The 22,902-nt window shown below is 47.7% G+C and carries 17 protein-coding genes; all 17 read left to right on the plus strand.

Features of this window, described 5'->3' with window-relative positions; translation table 11 throughout:
• Positions 1–168: 168 nt before the first annotated feature.
• The 17 genes from nifJ (at position 169) to DWX32_RS03875 (ending at position 22,856) form a co-directional block, all read left to right on the plus strand.
• Positions 169–3,720, plus strand: a complete 3,552-nt coding sequence (gene nifJ, locus DWX32_RS03795; protein ID WP_118659299.1) for a pyruvate:ferredoxin (flavodoxin) oxidoreductase — start codon at positions 169–171, stop codon at positions 3,718–3,720.
• A 238-nt stretch (positions 3,721–3,958) separates the two neighbouring features.
• Complete coding sequence (locus DWX32_RS03800; protein ID WP_055227895.1) at positions 3,959–4,399, plus strand: DUF4869 domain-containing protein; 441 nt, start codon at positions 3,959–3,961, stop codon at positions 4,397–4,399.
• An 8-nt stretch (positions 4,400–4,407) separates the two neighbouring features.
• A complete protein-coding gene (locus DWX32_RS03805) occupies positions 4,408–5,385 on the plus strand; it encodes a hypothetical protein (protein WP_055227896.1) in 978 nt (325 codons plus the stop codon).
• A 30-nt stretch (positions 5,386–5,415) separates the two neighbouring features.
• Entirely contained in the window at positions 5,416–6,723 is a 1,308-nt protein-coding gene (locus tag DWX32_RS03810) for a putative ABC transporter permease (protein ID WP_118659300.1), read from the plus strand.
• A 226-nt stretch (positions 6,724–6,949) separates the two neighbouring features.
• Positions 6,950–7,915, plus strand: a complete 966-nt coding sequence (locus DWX32_RS03815; RefSeq protein ID WP_158579549.1) for an SseB family protein — start codon at positions 6,950–6,952, stop codon at positions 7,913–7,915.
• Between the two features lie 104 nt (positions 7,916–8,019).
• The gene (locus DWX32_RS03820; RefSeq protein WP_118659302.1) at positions 8,020–10,935 is read left to right on the plus strand and encodes an insulinase family protein; all 2,916 of its coding nucleotides are present in this window, start codon (positions 8,020–8,022) and stop codon (positions 10,933–10,935) included.
• A gap of 19 nt (positions 10,936–10,954) precedes the next feature.
• The gene (gene era, locus DWX32_RS03825; RefSeq protein WP_118659303.1) at positions 10,955–11,872 is read left to right on the plus strand and encodes a GTPase Era; all 918 of its coding nucleotides are present in this window, start codon (positions 10,955–10,957) and stop codon (positions 11,870–11,872) included.
• Between the two features lie 25 nt (positions 11,873–11,897).
• Positions 11,898–12,641 carry a DNA repair protein RecO gene (gene recO / locus DWX32_RS03830; protein WP_118595043.1) on the plus strand — a complete coding sequence of 248 codons (744 nt, stop codon included), beginning with the start codon at positions 11,898–11,900 and terminating at the stop codon, positions 12,639–12,641.
• A gap of 264 nt (positions 12,642–12,905) precedes the next feature.
• Positions 12,906–14,348 (plus strand): sugar transferase, encoded by a 1,443-nt coding sequence (locus tag DWX32_RS03835; protein ID WP_117509402.1) that lies wholly within the window; start codon positions 12,906–12,908, stop codon positions 14,346–14,348.
• A 409-nt stretch (positions 14,349–14,757) separates the two neighbouring features.
• Positions 14,758–16,536 carry a phosphotransferase gene (locus DWX32_RS03840; protein WP_117760618.1) on the plus strand — a complete coding sequence of 593 codons (1,779 nt, stop codon included), beginning with the start codon at positions 14,758–14,760 and terminating at the stop codon, positions 16,534–16,536.
• A complete protein-coding gene (locus DWX32_RS03845; protein ID WP_117760619.1) occupies positions 16,524–17,255 on the plus strand; it encodes an NTP transferase domain-containing protein in 732 nt (243 codons plus the stop codon). The genes DWX32_RS03840 and DWX32_RS03845 overlap by 13 nt, the downstream gene beginning before the upstream one ends.
• The gene (locus tag DWX32_RS03850; RefSeq protein WP_055227905.1) at positions 17,245–18,813 is read left to right on the plus strand and encodes a BCCT family transporter; all 1,569 of its coding nucleotides are present in this window, start codon (positions 17,245–17,247) and stop codon (positions 18,811–18,813) included. Before DWX32_RS03845 ends, DWX32_RS03850 begins: the two co-directional genes overlap by 11 nt.
• A complete protein-coding gene (locus DWX32_RS03855) occupies positions 18,785–19,132 on the plus strand; it encodes a hypothetical protein (protein WP_055227906.1) in 348 nt (115 codons plus the stop codon). Before DWX32_RS03850 ends, DWX32_RS03855 begins: the two co-directional genes overlap by 29 nt.
• Before the next feature lie 128 nt (positions 19,133–19,260).
• Complete coding sequence (locus tag DWX32_RS03860; RefSeq protein WP_158554972.1) at positions 19,261–20,697, plus strand: lipopolysaccharide biosynthesis protein; 1,437 nt, start codon at positions 19,261–19,263, stop codon at positions 20,695–20,697.
• A 127-nt stretch (positions 20,698–20,824) separates the two neighbouring features.
• Positions 20,825–22,024, plus strand: coding sequence for an ATP-binding protein (locus DWX32_RS03865; protein WP_118659304.1), 1,200 nt, complete (start codon positions 20,825–20,827; stop codon positions 22,022–22,024).
• The gene (locus DWX32_RS03870) at positions 22,024–22,278 is read left to right on the plus strand and encodes a helix-turn-helix domain-containing protein (protein WP_242991123.1); all 255 of its coding nucleotides are present in this window, start codon (positions 22,024–22,026) and stop codon (positions 22,276–22,278) included. Before DWX32_RS03865 ends, DWX32_RS03870 begins: the two co-directional genes overlap by 1 nt.
• 5 nt (positions 22,279–22,283) lie before the next feature.
• A complete protein-coding gene (locus DWX32_RS03875) occupies positions 22,284–22,856 on the plus strand; it encodes a VanZ family protein (RefSeq protein WP_118659305.1) in 573 nt (190 codons plus the stop codon).
• The last annotated feature ends 46 nt before the right edge of the window (positions 22,857–22,902 follow it).

Here is a 22,902-nt window from a genome sequence, read left to right on the forward strand (position 1 = left end):
GACAGAATGCCCAATCGGTGTTATAATTCAGACACTGGACATAGTGGCATTGCCATGCCCTTATCCGGGTTTTTCGAAGCGCGGAGGCAACCGAAACCCGGCAGAACACCAACCTGAGAAAAGCCAAAGTAATTTTTGGTCATCATTTTTTAAGGAGGATAAAATCAAATGGCTAGAAAGATGAAAACCATGGATGGTAACCAGGCTGCAGCACATGCGTCTTATGCGTATACCGACGTAGCAGCTATTTACCCAATTACCCCTTCATCCGTTATGGCGGAGCATACCGATGAGTGGGCAACCCAGGGAAGAAAGAACATTTTCGGACAGGAAGTTCAGGTAACTGAGATGCAGTCTGAGGCAGGAGCAGCAGGTGCAGTACACGGATCACTGGCAGCCGGAGCTCTTACCACAACCTACACCGCATCCCAGGGACTTCTTCTTATGATCCCGAACCTTTATAAAATTGCCGGCGAGCAGCTCCCGGGCGTATTCAACGTATCCGCTCGTGCCCTTGCAAGCCACGCACTTTCCATCTTCGGAGATCATTCAGACGTTTACGCCTGTCGTCAGACCGGAGTCGCAATGCTCTGCGAATCCAGCGTACAGGAGGTTATGGACCTGACACCGGTTGCACACTGTGCAGCACTGAAAGGCAAAGTTCCATTCATCAACTTCTTCGACGGATTCCGTACCTCCCACGAGATTCAGAAAATCGAGACATGGGATTACGAAGATCTGAAAGACATGGTAGATATGGATGCAGTAGATGCATTCCGTAAACATGCCCTGAACCCGAACCATCCGTGCCAGAGAGGATCCGCACAGAACCCGGATATCTTCTTCCAGGCAAGAGAAGCATGTAACCCGTACTACGATGCTCTTCCGGCAATCGTACAGGAGTACATGGACAAAGTAAACGAGAAAATCGGAACCGATTACAAACTGTTCAACTATTATGGAGCAGCAGACGCTGAGCACGTAATCATCGCTATGGGTTCTGTCTGCGATACCATCGAGGAGACCATCGATTACCTCGTAGCAGCAGGCAAGAAAGTCGGCGTTGTAAAGGTACGTCTGTACCGTCCGTTCTCCGCAGAAGCACTCATCAATGCAATTCCGGAGACTGTAAAACAGATTTCCGTTCTGGACAGAACAAAAGAGCCGGGATCTCTTGGCGAGCCTCTGTACCTGGACGTAGTAGCAGCATTAAAAGGCAGCAGATTCGAGAGCACACCGGTATTCACAGGTCGTTACGGACTTGGTTCCAAGGACACCACACCGGCTCAGATCGTTGCTGTATATGAAAATACAGAGAAACAGAGATTTACCATTGGTATCGTAGACGATGTTACCAATCTGTCTCTGCCGGTTGGCGCTCCTCTGGTAACAACTCCGGAAGGAACCATCAACTGCAAATTCTGGGGACTTGGCGCAGACGGTACCGTAGGTGCAAACAAGAACTCCATCAAGATCATCGGTGACAACACAGACATGTACGCACAGGCTTACTTCGACTATGACTCCAAAAAGTCCGGCGGTGTAACCATGTCTCACCTGCGTTTCGGAAAGAAACCGATCAAATCTACATACCTGATCCACAAAGCAAACTTTGTTGCATGCCACAATCCTTCCTATGTGAACAAATATCACATGGTAGAAGAGCTGGTAGACGGAGGAACCTTCCTTCTGAACTGCCCATGGGATGAAGCAGGCCTGGAAGAGCATCTGCCGGGACAGGTAAAAGCATTCATCGCAAACCACAACATTAAATTCTATGTGATCGACGGCGTTAAGATCGGTATCGAGACCGGCATGGGACCGACCCGTATCAACACCATTCTTCAGTCTGCATTCTTCAAGCTTGCGAAGATCATTCCGGAAGAAAAAGCCATCGAACTCATGAAAGAAGCAGCAAAAGCTACCTATGGCCGTAAAGGTGATGATGTCGTAGCAAAGAACTGGGCAGCAATCGATGAGGGTGCAAAACAGATCAAAGAAGTTGCAGTTCCGGAAAGCTGGAAAAATGCAGCAGACGAAGGTCTGACCACAACTCATGCAGAGAGCGGCCGCGCTGACGCTGTTAAATTCGTAAATACCATCCAGGCAAAAGTAACTTCCCAGGAAGGAAACAACCTGCCTGTATCCGCATTTGCAGACTACGTAGACGGAACAACTCCGTCCGGCACATCCGCATACGAGAAACGTGGTATCGCCGTAAACGTACCTGTATGGAATCCGGAAAACTGTATCCAGTGTAACAGATGTTCCTTCGTCTGCCCGCACGCTGTTATCCGTCCGGTTGCCATGACCGCAGAAGAAGCAGCAGCAGCTCCGGAAGGCATCCAGACCATGCCGATGACCGGTATGCCGGACTACACCTTCACAATGGCTATTTCCCAGCTTGACTGTACCGGATGTGGTTCCTGTGCAAACGTATGTCCGGGCAAGAAGGGTGTGAAAGCACTGGCTATGGAAAGCCTTGCAGCACACGAAGCAGAGCAGAAATACTTCGATTATGCAGCAGCTCTTCCAGAGAAGACAGACGTTGTAGCAAAATTCAAAGAGAATACCGTAAAGGGCAGCCAGTTCAAGAAACCGCTGCTTGAGTTCTCCGGCGCATGCGCAGGCTGCGGCGAGACTCCTTACGCAAAACTGATCACCCAGCTGTTTGGTGACAGAATGTACATCGCAAACGCAACAGGATGCTCCTCTATCTGGGGCAACTCCTCACCGTCCACTCCTTACACTGTAAACGAGAAAGGACAGGGCCCGGCATGGTCCAACTCCCTGTTCGAGGACAACGCAGAGTTCGGTTATGGTATGCTTCTTGCTCAGAAAGCAATCCGCGGCGGCCTGAAAGCCAAAGTTGAGGATGTTATGAACTCCGAGAAAGCTCCGGAAGAAGTAAAAGCAGCATGCAAAGAGTATCTGGATACCTTTGACTGCGGCGCTACCAACGGAACTGCAACCGAGAAACTTGTAGAAGCAATCAAAGACGCTGACTGCGACGTTTGCAGAGACATCGTTAAGAACAAAGACTTCCTCGCTAAGAAATCCCAGTGGATCTTCGGTGGCGACGGATGGGCTTACGATATCGGATTCGGCGGCGTAGACCACGTACTTGCCAGCGGAAAAGATATCAACGTAATGGTATTCGATACAGAGGTTTACTCCAACACAGGCGGACAGTCCTCCAAAGCTACTCCGACCGGTGCAGTTGCACAGTTCGCAGCAGGCGGTAAAGAAACCAAGAAGAAAGATATGGCAAGCATCGCAATGAGCTATGGCTATGTATACGTAGCACAGATCGCTATGGGCGCTGATTACAATCAGGCAGTCAAAGCAATCGCAGAGGCAGAGGCATATCCGGGACCGTCCCTCATTATCGCTTACGCTCCATGTATCAACCATGGTATCAAGAAAGGTATGAGCAAAGCACAGACCGAGGAGCAGCTCGCTGTTCAGACCGGATACTGGCATTGCTTCCGCTTCAACCCGGCACTCGCTGCAGAAGGCAAGAGCGCATTCACACTGGATTCCAAGGCTCCGTCAGGAGATTATCAGGAATTCCTGAATGGCGAGGTACGTTACAACTCTCTGAAACGTGCAAACCCGGCGAAAGCAGAAAGACTGTTCGGCAAGAACGAGCAGGAAGCAAAAGACCGTTACACTTACCTGAACAAACTCGTAAAACTGTACGGCGCAGAAGAAGAGTAATTCTTTTTCCTTAAAAAGAATTTGAAAAAGGAGAGAAGTCATACTTGAGAGAGTATGGCTTCTTTCTTTTTGGGAGAAAAAATGAATTAGCGACATTTGGCAATAGTTTTGTATCGTTTGTCAACATTTTTATCCCGGAAAATGTTGACAAACGATACATTTTTGCGCAAGAAGGCTTTGAGATATGGTATAATGTGCGTATCACGATATAATGAGCGTTAGCGAGAGGAATTTTATTATGTTGAAAATATATCTTGGAGAAATGAAAGGTGCAATCTATCATCCGCCAACCTATTTTGATAATTGTTATGAAGATGAATGGCTGACCACGCCACTGGCAAAAGAAATGATCCGCGATGTGGATCGCTCGGAGGTAATCAGTGCGCATCTGATTGACAGCCCGGTGCTTGGTCCGATTCCACCGAAAGATTTATCCGGAGGAATCAAAACGTTGCTGCTGATGGCATACGATACAGACGGAAAGATCTTTAATGCCTCCGTATGTGGAGATAATTGTGCAAAATGGATTTTAAAATTAGGAGAGCAAAAGGATCTGACGATTAATCTGCGTCATGTGATGCGGTTTGGCAAAGATCCTTTTGAAATCCTGATTTTAAATACAGGGACTATTGTGCGGAATATGTCCGAATTTGTAGATGTTGCCGAGGCTTATGTATAGGTGGATGTATGAAGGGAAAGAAAAGAGTTATTATTCAAAATAACAGAGTTCATTATGAATTTGTGATAAAGCGTAATATTACAATCATCCAGGGGGATAGTGCATCAGGAAAAACAACACTGGTAAATATGATCCGGCAGGCAGAAAATTTAGGGGAGTCCAGCGGAATCAACGTTTCCTGTGAAGTACCGTGCAGAGTGCTGGAAGGTGTTAATTGGAAAATTATTTTGGAAAACAGCCGGGAAAGCATCTTTTTCATAGACGAGGAGAATTATTTTATAAAAACAGAAGAATTTGCTTCTGCCATACGGGGTTCAGAAAACTATTTTGTATTGATTACGAGAGAAAACTTATATAATTTGCCGTATAGTGTAGAAGAGATTTATGGATTGCATGTTTCCGGAAAATACAGAGATACCAGAAAAATATATCAGAAAATGTATCAGATCTATCCCAAAACAGCACGGCTTCCTGTTAGAGTACAAAAAATAATTACGGAAGATTCCAATTCTGGGTATCAATTTTTTGAAAATGTATGTGCAGAAAGGAATATTACATGTGAAAGCGCTGGTGGAAAAACAAAAATACCGGAAATGATCGGCAAGGCAGGAACAGAAGAAACCTGTATTATTGCGGACGGTGCTGCAATTGGAGCAGAAATGAATCTTCTCAGCAATAAAATAGAGGAAAAACAGAACGTACATTTATATTTACCGGAGTCTTTTGAATGGCTGATTTTAAATTCAGATCTTTTACAGGACAAAGAGGTTCGTAAAATTCTGGAAAATCCAGAAGATTATATCGACAGCACAGAGTTTTTTAGCTGGGAACAATATTTTACAAAATTGCTGATTCAGAAAACAGAAGGAACATATTTGCAGTATAAAAAAGCAAAATTAAATCCATCTTATTTGCAGGATAAAAATAAAAACAAAATACTGGAGAGTATACAAGGGATTCAGTGGAAAATAAAATCCTTAAAATAGCAAAAATAATGAAAGAATAGAGAGAAGAACATGAACTATACAATTTATGACTATCTCGGCCTGTTTTTCTTTTACGCCTTCCTTGGATGGCTTCTGGAAACTTCTGTGGCCGCGATCCGGAAAAAACATATGGTAAACAGAGGATTCTTAAATGGTCCGCTCTGCGCCATCTATGGAATCACAGCTGTCTTTATGACACGTTATCTGTATGAACTGCAGTCAAGCCCCGTCTTTTTGTTCCTTGGCTGTATGATTATCGCTACCGCAGTCGAGTGGCTGGCCGGTCACGCACTGGAACGCATTGGCCATGGCAAATGGTGGGACTATTCCAATAAAAAATGGAACATGGACGGCTATATCTGCCTTCAGTATTCTGTACTATGGGGAATTTTAGGACTGCTTGCCATGAAAATCGGCAATCGCCTCTGCTTTACAGTTCTTCATTCAATTCCGGCCGGTTTCCTGCATATCACATCCTGGATTCTCTTTGGTATATTGATAGTAGATGCCGTCGGTTCCTATGCTGTTCTGCACCACATCACGAAAAAAATGCCGCGGATCAGCGCTATGAACGATCAGATCGACGCCTTCACCAGACGCCTTTCTGTCCGTGTTTACCGCTATCTGGAGCGTCGTGTGGAACGTGCCTATCCGGCCGTACAGCCAGTTTCTGAGAAAAAAGAGAAAACAGAAACCGGCGTATTTGCCGAAGGATGCAGCTTTTACAAAATCGTTCTTCTCTTCATCATCGGCGCATTTTTGGGCGATATTACAGAAACCATATTCTGCCGCATCACCGCCGGTGTCTGGATGAGCCGCAGCAGCCTTGTCTGGGGCCCGTTCAGCATCGTCTGGGGCCTGGCCATCGCCCTCGCTACCTGGTTCCTCTACAACTACCGCGACCGCTCCGATGGATTCCTGTTTGCCTTTGGTACCTTCCTCGGCGGAGCCTACGAATACATCTGCAGTGTGTTCACCGAAATCGTATTCGGAAAAGTCTTCTGGGACTACAGCGACATTCCCTTCAACCTCGGAGGCCGTATCAACCTCCTGTACTGTTTCTTCTGGGGAATAGCCGCCGTCGTCTGGCTCAAAAAATTCTATCCTGTCATTTCGCGCTGGATTGAAAAAATCCCGATGAAATTCGGAGAAATCATCACTTGGATCCTGATCGTGTTCATGGTGGCCAACATGCTCGTATCTACCCTTGCTCTCGCCCGATACGACGAACGCGCCCACCAAAAGCCTGCAGCTAATGCCATCGAGCAGACCATAGATGCCCATTTCCCGGACGTCCGAATGGAAAAAATCTACCCCAATGCCAAAGCGATTAACTAGAATGTGTTAAAAAACATTTCCGTAGTCTGCACGCCCCAATTACAGACTACAAAAAGCCCTCTCCCGCCGTCATGCAAAGTCAGGCCCCGTTTCGACAGCTTTGGTCTGCGCGGTCCGTCACACCCAAAGAAAACCTTTGGCAACCCACCAAAAGTATGATATAATGTCACATAGATATTTTAGGGATACCATATCCTCTAAGAGCGAAGAAAGGACTCAACCACAAATGACAGTAGACAACAGCTTCACAATGAAGAAATTTCAGAGCATGGAAATCATCTATGTCACATTTTCCCAGATCACGAAACTCCCATACGTAGAGTGCGATCCGGAAACCTTTGACGATCAGGTATATATGTTTACCGAAGAAGAAGCAGCTAAAGAATTTGCAAAATCCTATGTAGAGAAGAACACCCCGCTGTTTACCGTAAAAGTACTGCGCAAGCAGATGCCGAACTTCTATATGGGCCTCTACGCAGAAGGTGTCAACATGGTCATCTTCCACGAAGGCGGTCAGACCCGCCGCATCGAGCTGGAGCAGATCTTCCCGAAACCGGACATGGAAAAAATGAACAAACAGCATCTTCCGGTCCTCAACCCTGGCGTACAGCTCACTGTAGTCTATTTCCTGCAGGAGCTCCGCAAACCAAATCAGAAAAGAGACGATGCCGAACGCATGCAGCACCTGCGTGAACTCGAAGAAGAAATGCTTGTCAACCTGATGCGAAGCAAATTCATCCTTGCCATCGACATCTCCCAGGTACAGGGCGAATTCGATCCGGCCAACCCGGGACCAGACGTGCGCATCCCGTACATCAAAAACCAGAACGAAGACATCTTCCAGCCGCTGTTTTCCGATATTGGTGAATTCCAGAAATTCCGTCCGGATCCGCAGGCAAAACTCCGTCTGGCAGCCATCCCGTTCCAGCACCTTCTGCCGTACCTGATGAAACAGGCCAAAGGCTTCGTCATCAACCCGTCCGGCTTCAACCTTCTGTTGACCAGAGAACAGCTCCAGAGAATCATGGGAGCCCAGGCGCAGAGTGTCCGCCCGAATCTCGAGGCGATGATGGCACAGGCTGCCGCAGCTCAGGCGCAGAGAAATGCGCAGAACAATGCTGCAAATGACGAAGTAAAAGATCATGTGGATGAGGCGGAAACTACCGACGCAGAAACAGACCACGAAGAATAAAAACCGACAGGGCCGCAGAAAATCCCAGTAAACGGGCACTGCGGTCCGTTTTTGACTGCATAAAACCGGAAATAATAAAGAAAAACAAGAAAGGATATACAAAAATGAACGCAGAACATTGCAAAGCCTATACCCTGCTGCAGGAACAGCAGATTGATGATATCCACGCACATGGCTACCTTCTTCGCCACAACAAAAGCGGAGCCCGCGTGCTGCTTTTCGAGACGGAGGATGACAACAAAGTATTCAACATCGCGTTCCGTACCCCGCCGGCCGACAGCACCGGCGTAGCCCACATCCTCGAGCACAGCGTCCTCTGCGGCTCCCGCGAATTCCCGTTAAAGGATCCCTTCGTAGAACTCGTCAAAGGATCCCTGAACACCTTCTTAAATGCTATGACCTACCCGGATAAAACCATGTACCCGGTAGCCAGCACCAACGATGCCGACTTCCAGAACCTGATGCATGTCTACATGGACGCCGTATTCTACCCGAACATTTACAAACACGACGAAATCTTCCGTCAGGAAGGCTGGAGCTATCATCTGGAAAGCGAAGACGGCCCGCTGACCTACAACGGTGTTGTATACAACGAGATGAAAGGAGCCTTCTCCTCCGCAGACGATGTCCTGGAGCGTGAAACCTTCAACACCCTGTTCCCGGACACTCCGTACGGCGTAGAATCCGGCGGAGATCCGTCCTGCATCCCGAACCTGACCTACGAAAACTTTCTGAAATTCCATCAGACCTATTACCATCCGTCCAACAGCTATATCTACCTGTACGGAAACATGGATATGGAAGAAAAACTGGCATGGATGGATGAAAAATACCTGTCCCATTTTGATGCAAAAGAAGTAAAATCCGAAATTCCGTATCAGAAACCATTTGCAGAGATCCTCGACATTGTACACGAGTACCCGGTACTCGACGGCGATCCGCTTGAAAACAATGCGTACCTGTCCTACAACATGGTCATCGGCAGCGGTCTGGATGTAAAATTAAACGTGGCATTTTCTGTTCTGGAGTATGCACTCCTTGACGCACCGGGAGCCCCGGTCAAACAGGCGCTCCTTGACGCACACATCGGAAAAGATGTTTACGGCTCCTACGAGGACGGCATCCTGCAGCCATTCTTCTCCATCGTAGCCAAGAACGCCGATGAAAATGAGAAAGAAAAATTCCTGTCCATCATCCGCGGCACCCTCAAGGATATCGTGAAAAACGGCATGGATCGGAAAGCCATCGAGGCAGGCATCAACTATTTCGAATTCCGTTTCCGTGAGGCGGACTTCTCCAGCTTCCCGAAGGGCCTGATGTACGGCATTGACGTCTTCGACAGCTGGCTGTATGACGAGAACAAACCGTTCGCCTACCTGCAGCAGCTTGCGATCTACGATGAGCTGAAAAAACTGGCAAAAGAAGGCTATTTCGAAAACCTGATCCAGACGTATCTGCTGGACAACACCCATGCCTCCATCGTGACCCTCATTCCAAAGACCGGTCTTGCCGCAGAAAATGATGCAAAGACCGCAGAAAAACTGCAGAAATACAAAGAGAGCCTGTCAAAAGAAGAGATCGAGAAAATCATTGCTGACACCAAAGAGCTGGCAGCATATCAGGAAGAAGAGGAGAGCGAGGAAGCACTCGAGACGATTCCGCTCCTGAAACGAAGCGATATCAAACGTGAGTCTGTCAAACTTTACAATGACGAGCATGAAGTCGATGGAACGACGGTTCTTCATCACAACGTATTCACGAACGGCATCGGTTACTTAAGCTTGCTGTTTGATACGAAAAATGTGCCGAACGATCTGATCCCGTACATGGGCGTATTAAAATCCGTTCTCGGCTATGTGGACACCGAACACTACACCTACGGCGAACTGTTCAACGAGATCAATGCACAGACCGGCGGCATCAACTGCGGACTGCAGGTATTCCGCATTCCGGAAAATGATGACGACTGCCGCAGAATGTTCGGCATCCGCGCGAAATTCCTGTACGACAAACTGGATTTCGTCATGAAAATGATCGAGGAAATCCTGAATACCTCCCGCCTGGATGACGAGAAACGTCTTCACGAGATCATCTCCAGCATGAAATCCGGCCTGCAGAACCGCCTGTCTTCCGCCGGAAATGCAACGGCTGTGATGCGTGCAGCTTCCTATTACTCCCCGATGAGCAATTTCCAGGACCGCATCGCAGGCATCGGCTTCTGCCAGCTCTTAAAAGATCTGGACGAGAACTTCGATGAGAAAAAAGCAGAACTGATTAAAAATCTGCAGATCCTGATGAAATACATCTTCCGCAAAGAGAATCTGACCGTCTCCTATACCGCAGACGAGACAGGCTACGCACCGCTGGAAGAAAAAATCGCAGCATTCAAAGAGAATCTGTACACCGACGAAGTGGAGCCGGGCAGCATTGTGTATGACTTTGAACAGAAAAACGAAGCCTTCCAGACCTCCGGCCAGGTACAGTACGTGGCACTCTGTGGAAACTTCGAGCGCGAAGGCTACGACTACACAGGAGCCCTGCGCATCCTGCGTGTCATGCTGAGCTATGACTATCTGTGGATCAACATCCGTGTCAAAGGCGGCGCTTACGGCTGCGGCGGAGCTTTCGGAAGAGGCGGAAACGCGTGCATTTCTTCCTACCGTGACCCGAACGTCGGAAGAACCCTTGAAGTATACCGCGGTATCGGCGATTACGTGCGCAATTTCGAGGCAGACGAGCGCCAGATGACCAAATACATCATCGGAACGATCAGCGAACTCGACGTCCCGATGAACCCGTCCGCAAAAGGCCAGACCTCCGAGAGCGCATGGTTCAACGGCATCACCGAAGCAGACTTCCAGCAGGAGAGAGATCAGATCCTCGATGCAACCCTGGATGACATTCATGCACTGGCAGACCTTGTAGATGCAGCCTTAAAACAGAACAACATCTGCGTTGTCGGAAGCGAAGCAGCCATTCAGAAAGAGAAAGAACTGTTTAAGAACGTAGAGAACTTATAAATGAGGAGAAGAGACAGCAATGGAAAACAATGCAAATTATAAATCCGGCTTTGTAGCCCTGATCGGCCGTCCGAACGTGGGAAAATCCACGCTGATGAACCACCTGATCGGACAGAAGATTGCGATTACATCCAAGAAACCGCAGACCACCCGCAACCGCATCCAGACCGTTTATACGTGTGACGAGGGACAGATCGTGTTCCTCGACACACCGGGTATCCACAAGGCGAAAAATAAGCTCGGCGAGTACATGGTCGATGTAGCCGAGAAAACGTTAAAAGAAGTCGATGTGATTCTCTGGCTGGTAGAGCCGAGCAACTTCATCGGAGCAGGAGAGCGCCATATCGCAGAGATCCTGGAGAAAGTCAATGCGCCGGTCCTCCTCATTATCAACAAGACCGATACCGTGGAGAAAGACAAAATCCTGGAATTCATCGATACGTACCGCAAGCTGTTCCAGTTTGCCGAGATCATTCCGTGCTCGGCACTCCGCCATCAGAACACCGATGACATCATTCCGAGCATCTTCAAATATCTGCCGTACGGCCCGCAGTTCTACGATGAGGACACCATCACCGATCAGCCGATGCGCCAGATCGTGGCTGAGATCATCCGCGAGAAAGCACTGTACGACTTAAACGAAGAGATCCCGCACGGCATCGCCGTTGTGATCGACCAGATGAAAGACCGCCCGAACGGAAAAATCGTTGATATTGATGCGACCATCATCTGCGAGCGCGATTCCCACAAGGGCATCATCATCGGAAAACAGGGCGCGATGCTCAAGAAGATCGGAAGCAACGCGCGGTATGAGCTGGAGCAGATGCTGGAGCAGAAAGTCAACCTGAAGCTCTGGGTCAAAGTCAAAAAAGACTGGCGCGACAGCGATTTCCTCGTGAAGAACTTCGGATATGATAAAAAGAAACTCGATTTATAATATTGCATTATAATAAGGAAGAAACATGCGAGAACCAATCAATGTAAGCGGAATGGTATTATCCGCCTCCCCGGTCGGAGAGTATGACAAGCGCGTCGTGATCCTGACCCGGGAGCTCGGCAAAATCACCGCCTTCGCGCGCGGCGCCCGCCGCATGAAAAGCCCGCTGATGGCCGTCTCCAATCCGTTCGTCTTCGGCGAGTTTCAGGTTTACGAGGGCCGTGACAGCTACACCCTCTCCGGCGCAAACATTAAAGAATACTTCCTCGACCTGGCGCAGATGCAGCCCGGCGTTTATTACGGCTTTTATTTTCTGGAACTGGCCGAATATTTCGGCCAGGAAGGAAACGATGAAACCCAGATGCTGAACCTTCTGTACGTGACGATGAACGCCATCCGCCGCGGAAAACAGGACCTCCGCCTGATCCGGTGCATCTTCGAACTGCGGACGATCACAATCAGCGGAGAAGCACCGCAGATGTTCTCCTGCATGGAGTGCGGCACGAAAGAGAATCTGACCGTTTTCTCCCTGCGCGACAGCGCCATCTACTGCCCAAACTGTGGAAAAACCATCAGAGATCCATGGCCGCTGCAGCCGGGCACCGTGCTGGCATGCCGCTATATCATTGCGGCACCGCTCGCGAAGCTGTATGGTTTTACCGTAAATGAAGAGATCCTGGACGAACTGGAACGATTGCTGCGTGCATATCTCCATCGCTATGTCGAAAAGAAGATGAAAACATTACAGATTCTGGATGTGATGAAATAATATAAAATGTAATAATTTGCAAAAATGTGAAATAATTATGTCCAAAAGTGTGTCCACACCTTTACAAATAAGTAGAAATGGGATAGAATATTTGGAATAAAGAAAAAAATGGTTCTGTATTCGTCACAGAAGATATTGCAAATGCATAGTACCAGAAAAAATGAGAAGGTTTTAGTTAAAATGGTAATATAAAAGCTAGAAAAACTATGCGAAACAAGAGAATGTTACGAGTACGGCGAAAAAAATACGACAGGGGAGAAAGGTATGTACAAAAAATCATCCACAGGATGGCTGAAGCATCTGGATTTTATGGTTCTTGATATTATCTGTCTTCAGCTGGCTTTCGTCATGGGTTATTTCTTAAGACATCACAGTTTTAAGCCATATGGAAGCCCAATTTACCGAAATGAGGCTATCGTATTCGCTCTGATCCAGCTGATGATCATGTTTTTTGACGATTCCTTCAAAAACGTCATGAAGCGCGGATACCTCGTGGAAATCGGAATGACTGTAAAAAATATGGTATACATCATCGTTCTTGGTGTATTCTACCTGTTCCTGATTCAGGAGGGAGATCAGTTCTCCAGAGCAACCATTATGCTGACCGGTGCTCTGTACGGAATGCTTTCCTATCTGATGCGCATCGGATGGAAGGCTGTGGTAAAGAAACGCAGCAGCGGGGAACACAGCGGCCGTTCGCTTCTGATCATCACGACCGAAAAACAGTCACAGTCCGTTGTAAAGAGCATGCTGGATTTCGATTACATCGGCGTTCGTCCGACTGGCGTTGTTCTCGTAGACCAGGACAGAACCGGACACAAAATCCACGGCGTACCGGTGGTATCGAACCTTGCAGATGCAGCTGAGTATGTCTGCCGTGAGTGGTTCGACGAAGTGCTGATCGTTCTGCCGGAAGGCAGAGAAATCCCGCAGAAAGTATTCGACGCATTCGCCGAGATGGGCATTACGATCCACGTAAAAATTGCGGACGTGAACGAAATGCAGGGAAAAAATCAGACTGTAGAGCGCATGGGCAACTATACCGTGGTCACCACCTGCATCAATATGGCAAGCGCAGGACAGCTTGTGCTGAAACGAATCATGGACATCTGCGGCGGTCTTGCCGGATGTATTCTGACCGGAATCATCTTCCTGTTCGTTGCCCCTGCGATTTATATCAAGTCTCCGGGCCCGATCTTCTTCTCACAGTACCGTGTCGGAAAGAACGGAAGAAAATTCAAAATTTACAAGTTCCGTAGCATGTACATGGATGCGGAAGAGCGGAAAAAAGAACTGATGAAACAGAACCGCGTCAGCGATGGTCTGATGTTCAAAATGGAGAATGACCCGCGTGTCATCGGAAGCGAAAAAGGACCAGGCAAAGGAATCGGAAACTTTATCCGCAAAACCTCGCTGGATGAATTCCCGCAGTTCTTCAATGTGTTAAAAGGCGACATGAGCCTTGTAGGAACCCGTCCGCCGACAGTGGATGAGTGGGAGAAATATGAGCTCCATCACAGAGCAAGACTGGCAATCAAGCCGGGACTGACTGGTATGTGGCAGGTAAGCGGACGAAGCGAGATTACAGATTTTGAAGAGGTTGTAAAACTGGATACGAAGTACATTTCAGAATGGTCCTTTATGCTGGATATTAAGATTTTGTTTAAAACTGTACTGATTGTATTAGGCCAGAAAGGTTCTATGTAAAAAAAATGAAAAATGGAGATATATTGTAGTTTTGGGAGTAGTGTGGTAAAATAAAGGTAAATTTTAAGAAAAATTTATGAATGGAAGCGCAAAGAAGTCCTGATGACGGCGAAAAGGAAAAAGGCTTCCTTTGACAGGTGGTCCAAATAATGTTAATTATTTGGACCTTTTTATGTGAACTTCCTGAAATATTAACTCTCGTTTCGACATGTTCTTGCTTTAAGCCAGTTGTAGCATACTTTAAAAGGAATTTTATGAGAGTTAATTTTATAGGAAGTTCACATATATACTACCACAAAAGTAATTATCTTTCACTGACAACTATCCTAACACACAGGGGATTGAAAAAGTCATAAAGTTATGGTATAATCGAAAACAAAAGTTCATGAAAAATGAAAGAAGGAAGTATATGAACAACTCAAAACAAGATATATTGAACAACCTGATAAAAGAACCCTTCATCAATCAGCGTATCCTTGCCGCACAGACCGGCCATTCGCTTGGAATCGTCAATCGTTCGATCAAGGAACTGATTTCAGAAGGTTACCTGGATGAAGAGATCCGTCCGACGGAAAAGACACTGCGTGAGGCAAAAGAGAAAGCGCCGAAAAACGCCATTATCCTTGCCGCCGGATTTGGTATGCGGATGGTTCCGATTAATACAGAGACACCGAAAGGACTTCTGGAAATCAAGGGAGAGCGGCTGATAGAGCGCACAATCCGTCAGCTTCATGAAGTCGGCATTACAGAGATTTACGTCGTTGTCGGATTTATGAAAGAGCAGTATGAATATCTGATCGATGAATACGGCGTAGAATTGATCGTCGCTCCGGACTATGTGTCGAAAAACAATCTGCATTCCCTGAAAACGGCGGCAGCCCATTTATCAAACAGCTACATCATTCCCTGTGATATCTGGTGTGAAAAGAATCCATACAGCAGAAACGAATTATATTCCTGGTACATGGTCAGCGATCTGGTGGATGATGACAGTACCGTCCGCGTAAACCGGAAGCAGGAGCTGGTCGTACAGAAAGAACAGGCAGGCGGAAACGCGATGATCGGCATCTGTTATCTGCTGGAAACAGAAGCGGAGATCGTGCGGGAGCGTCTGGAAGAACTGGGAAGAGATTCCCGATACGACGGAGCGTTCTGGGAGGAAACCTTATACCGGAAAGACAGAATGATTGTGACGGCCCGTGTTGTACATGCTGCCGATGCCGTAGAAATCAATACCTATGAGCAGCTGCGTGAGATTGACAGCGATTCCAGCCAGCTGCAGACGGATGCGATTCAGGTAATCTGTGAAGCACTTGGAGCACAGCAGAACGAAGTGACAAACATTACAGTTCTGAAAAAAGGAATGACAAACCGATCCTTTTTATTCTCCTGTAAAGATAAAAAATACATTATGCGAATTCCGGGAGAGGGAACCGATCAGTTGATCAACCGCAGGCAGGAAGCCGCTGTATATCAGACGATCGCCGGCCGCAGGATCTGCGATGAGATTGCCTATATTAACCCGGAGAACGGCTACAAAATCACAGAATATCTCGAAGGTGCGCGGGTCTGCGATGCAGAAAATGAGGAAGATCTTCAGAAATGCATGAAGAAACTGCGGGAGTTTCACGGGCAGAAATTAAGAGTAGACCATTCCTTCGACCTGTTCGGACAGATGGAATACTATGAAAGCCTCTGGGAAGGAACTCCGTCAGCATATAAAGATTACGAAAAGACGAAAGCGCATGTGCTTCAGTTAAAGGATTACATCGAAGCAAATGCCGGAGAGTGGGTGCTCACTCACATTGATGCTGTGCCGGACAATTTTCTGTTTGTGGAAGAAAACGGAAAAGAGGAGATCCGCCTGATCGACTGGGAATACGCCGGAATGCAGGATCCGCATGTGGATATTGCGATGTTCTGTATCTATTCTCTTTACAAAAAAGAGCAGGTGGACCATCTGATTGATCTTTATTTTGAAGGAAACTGTGACGACAGAACACGCATAAAAATCTACTGCTACATCGCAGTCTGCGGTCTGCTCTGGAGCAACTGGTGCGAATATAAACGGAAATTAGGCGTGGAATTCGGAGAATATTCCCTGCGGCAGTACCGTTACGCAAAAGATTATTACAAAATTGTCCAGCAGGAACTGGGAGAGGAAGGAAAAGAAATATGTACAAAGTAGAGCGCGCCATTATTATGGCGGCAGGCCTCGGAAACCGGATGAAGCCGGTAACGTTAAAAACACCAAAACCGCTGGTCCGGGTAAACGGTGTGCGGATGATTGATACCGTCATCAATGGACTGCACAAAAACGGAATCACAGAAATTTACGTGGTAGTCGGTTACCTCAAGGAACAGTTCCAGACACTGGAAGAGGAGTACCCGGGTCTGAAGCTGATCGACAATCCGTGGTACGATACCTGCAACAACATCGCATCGCTGTATGTGGCGCGGGAACATCTGGAAAATGCGTTTATTCTTGACGGTGACCAGATCATCTATCATCCGGAAATTCTGGCACCGGAGTTTGAGCGATCCGGTTACAACAGCGTGTGGACGGATGATGAGACCGACGAGTGGCTGCAGACCGTGGAAAACGGCATTGTGACAGGCTGCAGCAGAACCGGCGGAAAGGGCGGCTGGCAGCTCTACAGCATTTCCCGATGGACAGCAGAAGATGGAAAGCGGTTAAAAGGCCATCTGGAGCAGGAGTTTGAAGTAAAGAAAAACCGTCAGATTTACTGGGACGATGTGGCAATGTTCTGCTACCCGAAAGAGTATCAGCTTGGCATCCGGCCAATGAAGGCAGAGGATATCATAGAAGTAGACAATTTCAGCGAGCTTGTTGCACTCGATGCATCGTATGCGGATTACGCAGAAAGGGAAGAAAATGAACAGTAAGAACCAACAGAAGAAAAAAGAAATCGACTGGATGATTACGCTGGTGCCTCTGGCGCTGATCGTTGCTCTATGTATCGTATTTTTCTTTGCACCGGAGCAGTCGAATCAGGTACTTGGCCAGATTCGATTTCTGTTTGGAGACACCTTTGGAACGTATTACCTGGTCATCGGACTTGGCATTTTCTTTCTGTCTCTGTTTCTGGCAGGCTCCAAATACGGAAATATTGTGCTTGGAAAGCCGGATGAGAAGCCAAAATATTCCTTTTTTGCATGGGGATGCATGATGTTTACCTGTGGTCTGGCAGCAGATATTCTGTTTTATTCGTTCTCTGAGTGGATTTTGTACGCAACAGATCCTCACATCGCAGAACTTGGCAGCATTCAGGACTGGGCAGGCGTATTTCCACTGTTTCACTGGAGCTTTATCCCGTGGGGATTCTATCTGGTACTGGCTGTTGCGTTTGGCTTTATGCTTCATGTAAGAAAACGAAACCGTCAGAAATACAGCGAGGCGTGCCGTCCGATTCTGGGAAAACAGACAGATGGAATTGGCGGCCGTCTGATTGACCTTCTGGCTGTCTTTGCATTGCTGGCCGGAACTGCTACCACTTTTAGTGTGGCAACTCCTCTGATGGCGGAAATCATCGGCGAGCTGTTCCATATGGAAGTCAGCAGAACTGTGATTAATATTATCATTCTTCTGATCACCTGCTGTGTTTATACCTATTCTCTTCTGCATGGATTCAAAGGAATCAGCATTCTGGCCAAGGTGTGCATTTATCTGTTTTTCGGACTCCTTGCCTTCGTCCTGCTGTTTGGGGGAGAGACGCGGTATATTATTGAAACTGGATTTTCTTCTCTTGGAAAAATGATTCAGAACTTTATCGGCTTATCAACGTATACGGACCCGATGCGTACGACAAACTTCCCACAGAACTGGACCATTTATTACTGGGCATACTGGATGGTATGGTGTGTGGCAGCACCGTTCTTCATTGGCAGCATTTCCCGCGGAAGAACAGTGCGCCAGACGATTCTCGGCGGATACGGTTTTGGTGTGGGTTCCACGCTTGTCAGCTTTATTATTCTTGGAAATTATTCGATGGGAAAGCAGATTTCAGGTGCAATTGATTTCATTTCGCAGTATAATGAAAGTGGAGATTTATATCATCTGATCGTGTCGATGATCAAAACCATGCCGTGTGCACCGCTGATTATGGTTGTTGTATTAGTTACGATGGTTGCATTTTATGCGACATCGTTCGACTCGATCGCATTGACGGCATCGTGCTACAGCTACCGGAAACTGGAAGACGGCGAAGAGCCGGCAAAAGGAATTCAGCTGATGTGGTGTATCCTGCTGATCCTGCTTCCGATTGCACTTCTTTTTGCAGAGAGTTCCATGAACAGTCTGCAGTCTGTCAGTATCGTAGCGGCATTTCCGATCGGCATTGTGATCGTGATGATTGCGGTCAGCTTCTTAAAAGATGCAAAACTGTATTTAGAAGAATTGCAGGGAGGAAAAGCGCATGGAGAGGAGAAAAAAGAGAATCGTTAAACTGACAGCATTTTTGTTTCTGCTTGCGGCATCCATTTTTGTGATGCCGCAAAAGGCGTTTGCGGACGAAAATGAGGATGTTACATTGCCGACGGGCGATATTAAACCCATGGAACCACAGCAGGATGAGTCCGGGATTGATACATACGGGGCCGATGAAGGCGATGAGTTCAGCGGAACGGAGTATGAATTGTATACGGTTCTGGAGAATCGTGTGAAAGAAGCGATGCTGGCTGGAAATGAATGGGTATCCATTAAAGATTTAAAAATAAGAAGGGATACCTATGACATTTGGGAATCGAAACACATAAAGCAGTGAGAATCCCCCATGGTTGAATGGAAGCGTTCAACCATGGGGGATTTTAATGGATGTTCCTCTTGCAGTCCCCCCCATTTTGTGTTAACATAAAACACGCAAATAACCAACAGCAAGGAGTTCTATTTTACATGAACATTACCTCAAAATACCGTTCTCTCTCCGTCCAGGCGAAGGCGGCGCTTTGGTTTACGATCTGCAGTTTTTTACAGAAAGGCATTTCGTTCATCACAGTTCCGATTTTCACGCGTCTGATGAGCACCGAGGAGTACGGAACCTATACGGTTTATCTGTCCTGGCTGCAGATTTTGACGATTATGACATCGCTGTATTTATTTAATGGTGTTTATGACAATGCGATGGCAAAGTACGAGAAGCAGCGGGATGAATATACATCTGCAATGCAGGGACTGACGCTTGTGATTACGGGTGCGGTTTTTGCATTGTATTGTTTTACATCGGGTTTCTGGGAGAAGATTTTAAATCTGCCGAAATCCATGATTCTGCTGATGTTTCTGGAAGCGCTGCTGAGTCCGGCGCTTTCTTACTGGTCGGGGCGGCAGCGGTTTGAGTATCGGTACCGGATTCTGGTCTGCGTGACGATTCTGCAGGCGCTGATGAACCCGATCGCGAGCCTGGTGCTGATCCGTATCAACGGCGGTACGGCCATGATGCGGATCTTAGGTATCGTCGGGGTGCAGGTCTGCATCTGTGTGCCGATTATTGTGTTCCAGTTTTGCAAAGGAAAAGAGTTCTTTTCGAAGGAATACTGGGGCTACGCACTGCGGATCGGAATTCCGATTGTGCCGCATTATCTGTCCGGTATTATCCTGAATCAGGGCGACCGCATCATGATCGACAAGATGGTCGGAAAGACGGAAGTTGCGCTGTACGGGCTGGCGTACAGCATTGGTATGCTGGTGCAGCTTTTCATCAGCGGTATGAACAGTGCATTGACACCGTGGATGTACAGCAAGATCAAAAAGGGCGACATCCGCTCGATGCGGAAGGTGCTGCAGCTTCTTAGTATTGTAGTGGTCGGCATAGCCGTGGCGCTGATGCTGATCAGTCCGGAGATGGTGCTGATTTTCGGATCGCCGAAGTACCGCGAGGCGGTGTACGTCATTCCGCCGGTGGCAGCGAGTGTGTTCTTTATCTTTATTTATAATATTCTCTCGATGCCGCAGTTCTATTATGAAAAAACACAGTTTCTGATGGCTGCATCCATGGCGGCGGCTGGAGCGAATGTGGTGTTGAACTTTATTTTTATCCGCCTGTTCGGCTATATTGCGGCCGGTTACACGACGCTGGCATGCTATATGCTGTATTCGGTCGGCCATTATATTGTGAGCAAACAGATTCTGGTGAACGAAGGAATCCAGGAAAATCTGATGAATCCAGGATTTCTTCTGGCGTGCTCCGTTTTTCTGATTGGAGCAAGCATCATCTGCAATCTGATTTTCCCGTACAGGATCCTGCGTTACGCGATTCTGCTCGCAAGTGCAGGGCTGGTCTTCTGGAAGAAAGAACTTCTGTTGAAGACGATGGCGGATATCCGGAAAAAATAAAAAAGTGGGGGAGGATTTGAAACGAATGTTCAGAGACTCCCCGTTTTTTCTTGACAGTCACAGAAAAAACGATACAATGAAAGAATGAAGAAAAGTAAGGCATTTTAATTAGAAAAGGAAAAATTACATGAGTACCAGTATTTCAATAAAAGAACTAAAAGAGCTCGATCCGTCAAGCTATCAGATCGTCGATATCCGCGATGCGGTAGAGATCTCCCACGGCGCGATTCCGGGAGCGCTTGTGATGAAGACAGAAGAAATCGAGACAAGTGATGCGATTGACCGGAGCAAAAAGACGATTATCTGCTGCAGCCGCGGCCGGTTCAGTGTCGCAGCGGCGGAAGAATTACAGGAAAAGGGCTGGGACGCTGTGAGCCTGGAGGGCGGTTACATCGCCTGGCTGATGGATGTGATGAGCGCGCCGGAGGAGCAGGACAAGGCGGCAGACGTGGAGAAGAGTCTCCGCAAAAAATTCAAAAAGTCGATCTGGTCCAAATTTACGAAAGCGATCAACACATACGAGCTGGTAAAACCGGGCGATAAAATCGCTGTCTGTATTTCCGGCGGAAAAGATTCGATGTTGATGGCGAAATGCTTTCAGGAGTTAAAGCTTCACAATAAATTTGATTTCGAAGTAAAATTCGTTGTCATGGACCCGGGATACAGCCCGGAGAACCGCAAGGTGATCGAGGATAACGCAAAGAGCCTCCATATTCCGATCACGATTTTCGAGACCGATATTTTCGATTCGGTTTACCATGTCGAAAATTCGCCGTGTTACCTCTGCGCGAGAATGCGCCGCGGCCATCTGTACCATTTTGCACAGCAGCTTGGCTGCAACAAGATCGCACTTGGCCATCATTACGATGATGTCATTGAGACAATCCTCATGGGAATGCTCTACGGTGCGCAGGTGCAGACGATGATGCCGAAGCTTCACAGCATCCACTTCGAGGGCATGGAGCTGATCCGCCCGCTGTATCTGGTGCGCGAGGATGATATCAAGGCGTGGAGAGATTATAACGGTCTGCATTTTATCCAGTGTGCCTGCAAGTTTACCGATACCTGCACGACCTGCAATAACGAGGAGAATCGTTCGAAACGCGTGGAGATCAAGGAACTGATCAAAAACCTGAAAAAGGTGAATCCGTTCGTGGAGAGCAATATTTTCCGCAGTGTCGAAAATGTCAACATTGACACCGTGGTCGGCTACAAGCAGCACGGCATCCGCCACAATTTCCTGGAAGGATACGACGACAATCCGGGGTATGCGCCGGAGGCAGAAAAAGCAGCGGCGGAAACGGAGCAGGAAAAAGAAGGAAAGTAATGCACAGAAAAATAGAAGAAACGCCGGGGCGGGAGAAAATGCTGATCCGGCTGAAAGAGCTCCGTCTGGAACGCGGTTACTCGATGACACAGGCGGCGCGGAAGATTTTCAGTCACCCGGACACCTACAACCGGTATGAAAAAGGCATCCGTGAGATTCCGTTGGACTGTCTGATTACGCTGGCAAAGCTGTATGACTGCAGTCTCGATTATCTCGCGGGTGTTTCCGATCAGCCGCGAAAATACGGAAGGTGATGTAAATGGCAATTCCTCTTTATCTGACAACGATTGAACAGGATATTTTTGATACATTCCGGTATCTGCCGCATGCGGTTGCAGTCGGTGTCGGCTTTGTGACGGTTGCGGCGGCGTGGAAAAATCAGCAGATCCAGAAGAAACGGAAACGGCTGGAGCAGTACCGTGCGCTGCACGGCGGGCAGCTTCTGGCGTGGTTTCTGGTAGCCGTCTATTTTGCCATGCTGATTTCGATTACACTGCTTTCGAGAGAACCGGGTTCGAGAACCGGTGTGGATTTGAAGCTGTTTGAAACCTGGGGAAACCAGTGTCTGCCAGATCGGTATTTTGTGGAAAATATTCTGCTGTTTCTGCCGTTCGGTGCATTACTGCCGGCGGCGGTGCCGTTTCTTCGGAGATGGTGGTACTGTGTGTATGCGGCATTTGCCACGAGCATGATGTTGGAAACTGTGCAGCTTTTAACAGAGCGCGGCTTCTGCCAGTTAGATGATGTTGTGACGAATACGCTTGGAGCAGCCATCGGGTATCTGGTGTTTGCACTGGTGCGGAAATGTTGGAGAGGGAAGATAGAAGAATAGAAGGAAAACAAGAAGGCTCTGCCCAAATGGACAGAGCTTTTTTCTT

The sequence above is a fragment of the Blautia sp. AF19-13LB genome, assembly GCF_003479105.1.
Taxonomy (GTDB): domain Bacteria; phylum Bacillota; class Clostridia; order Lachnospirales; family Lachnospiraceae; genus Fusicatenibacter; species Fusicatenibacter saccharivorans.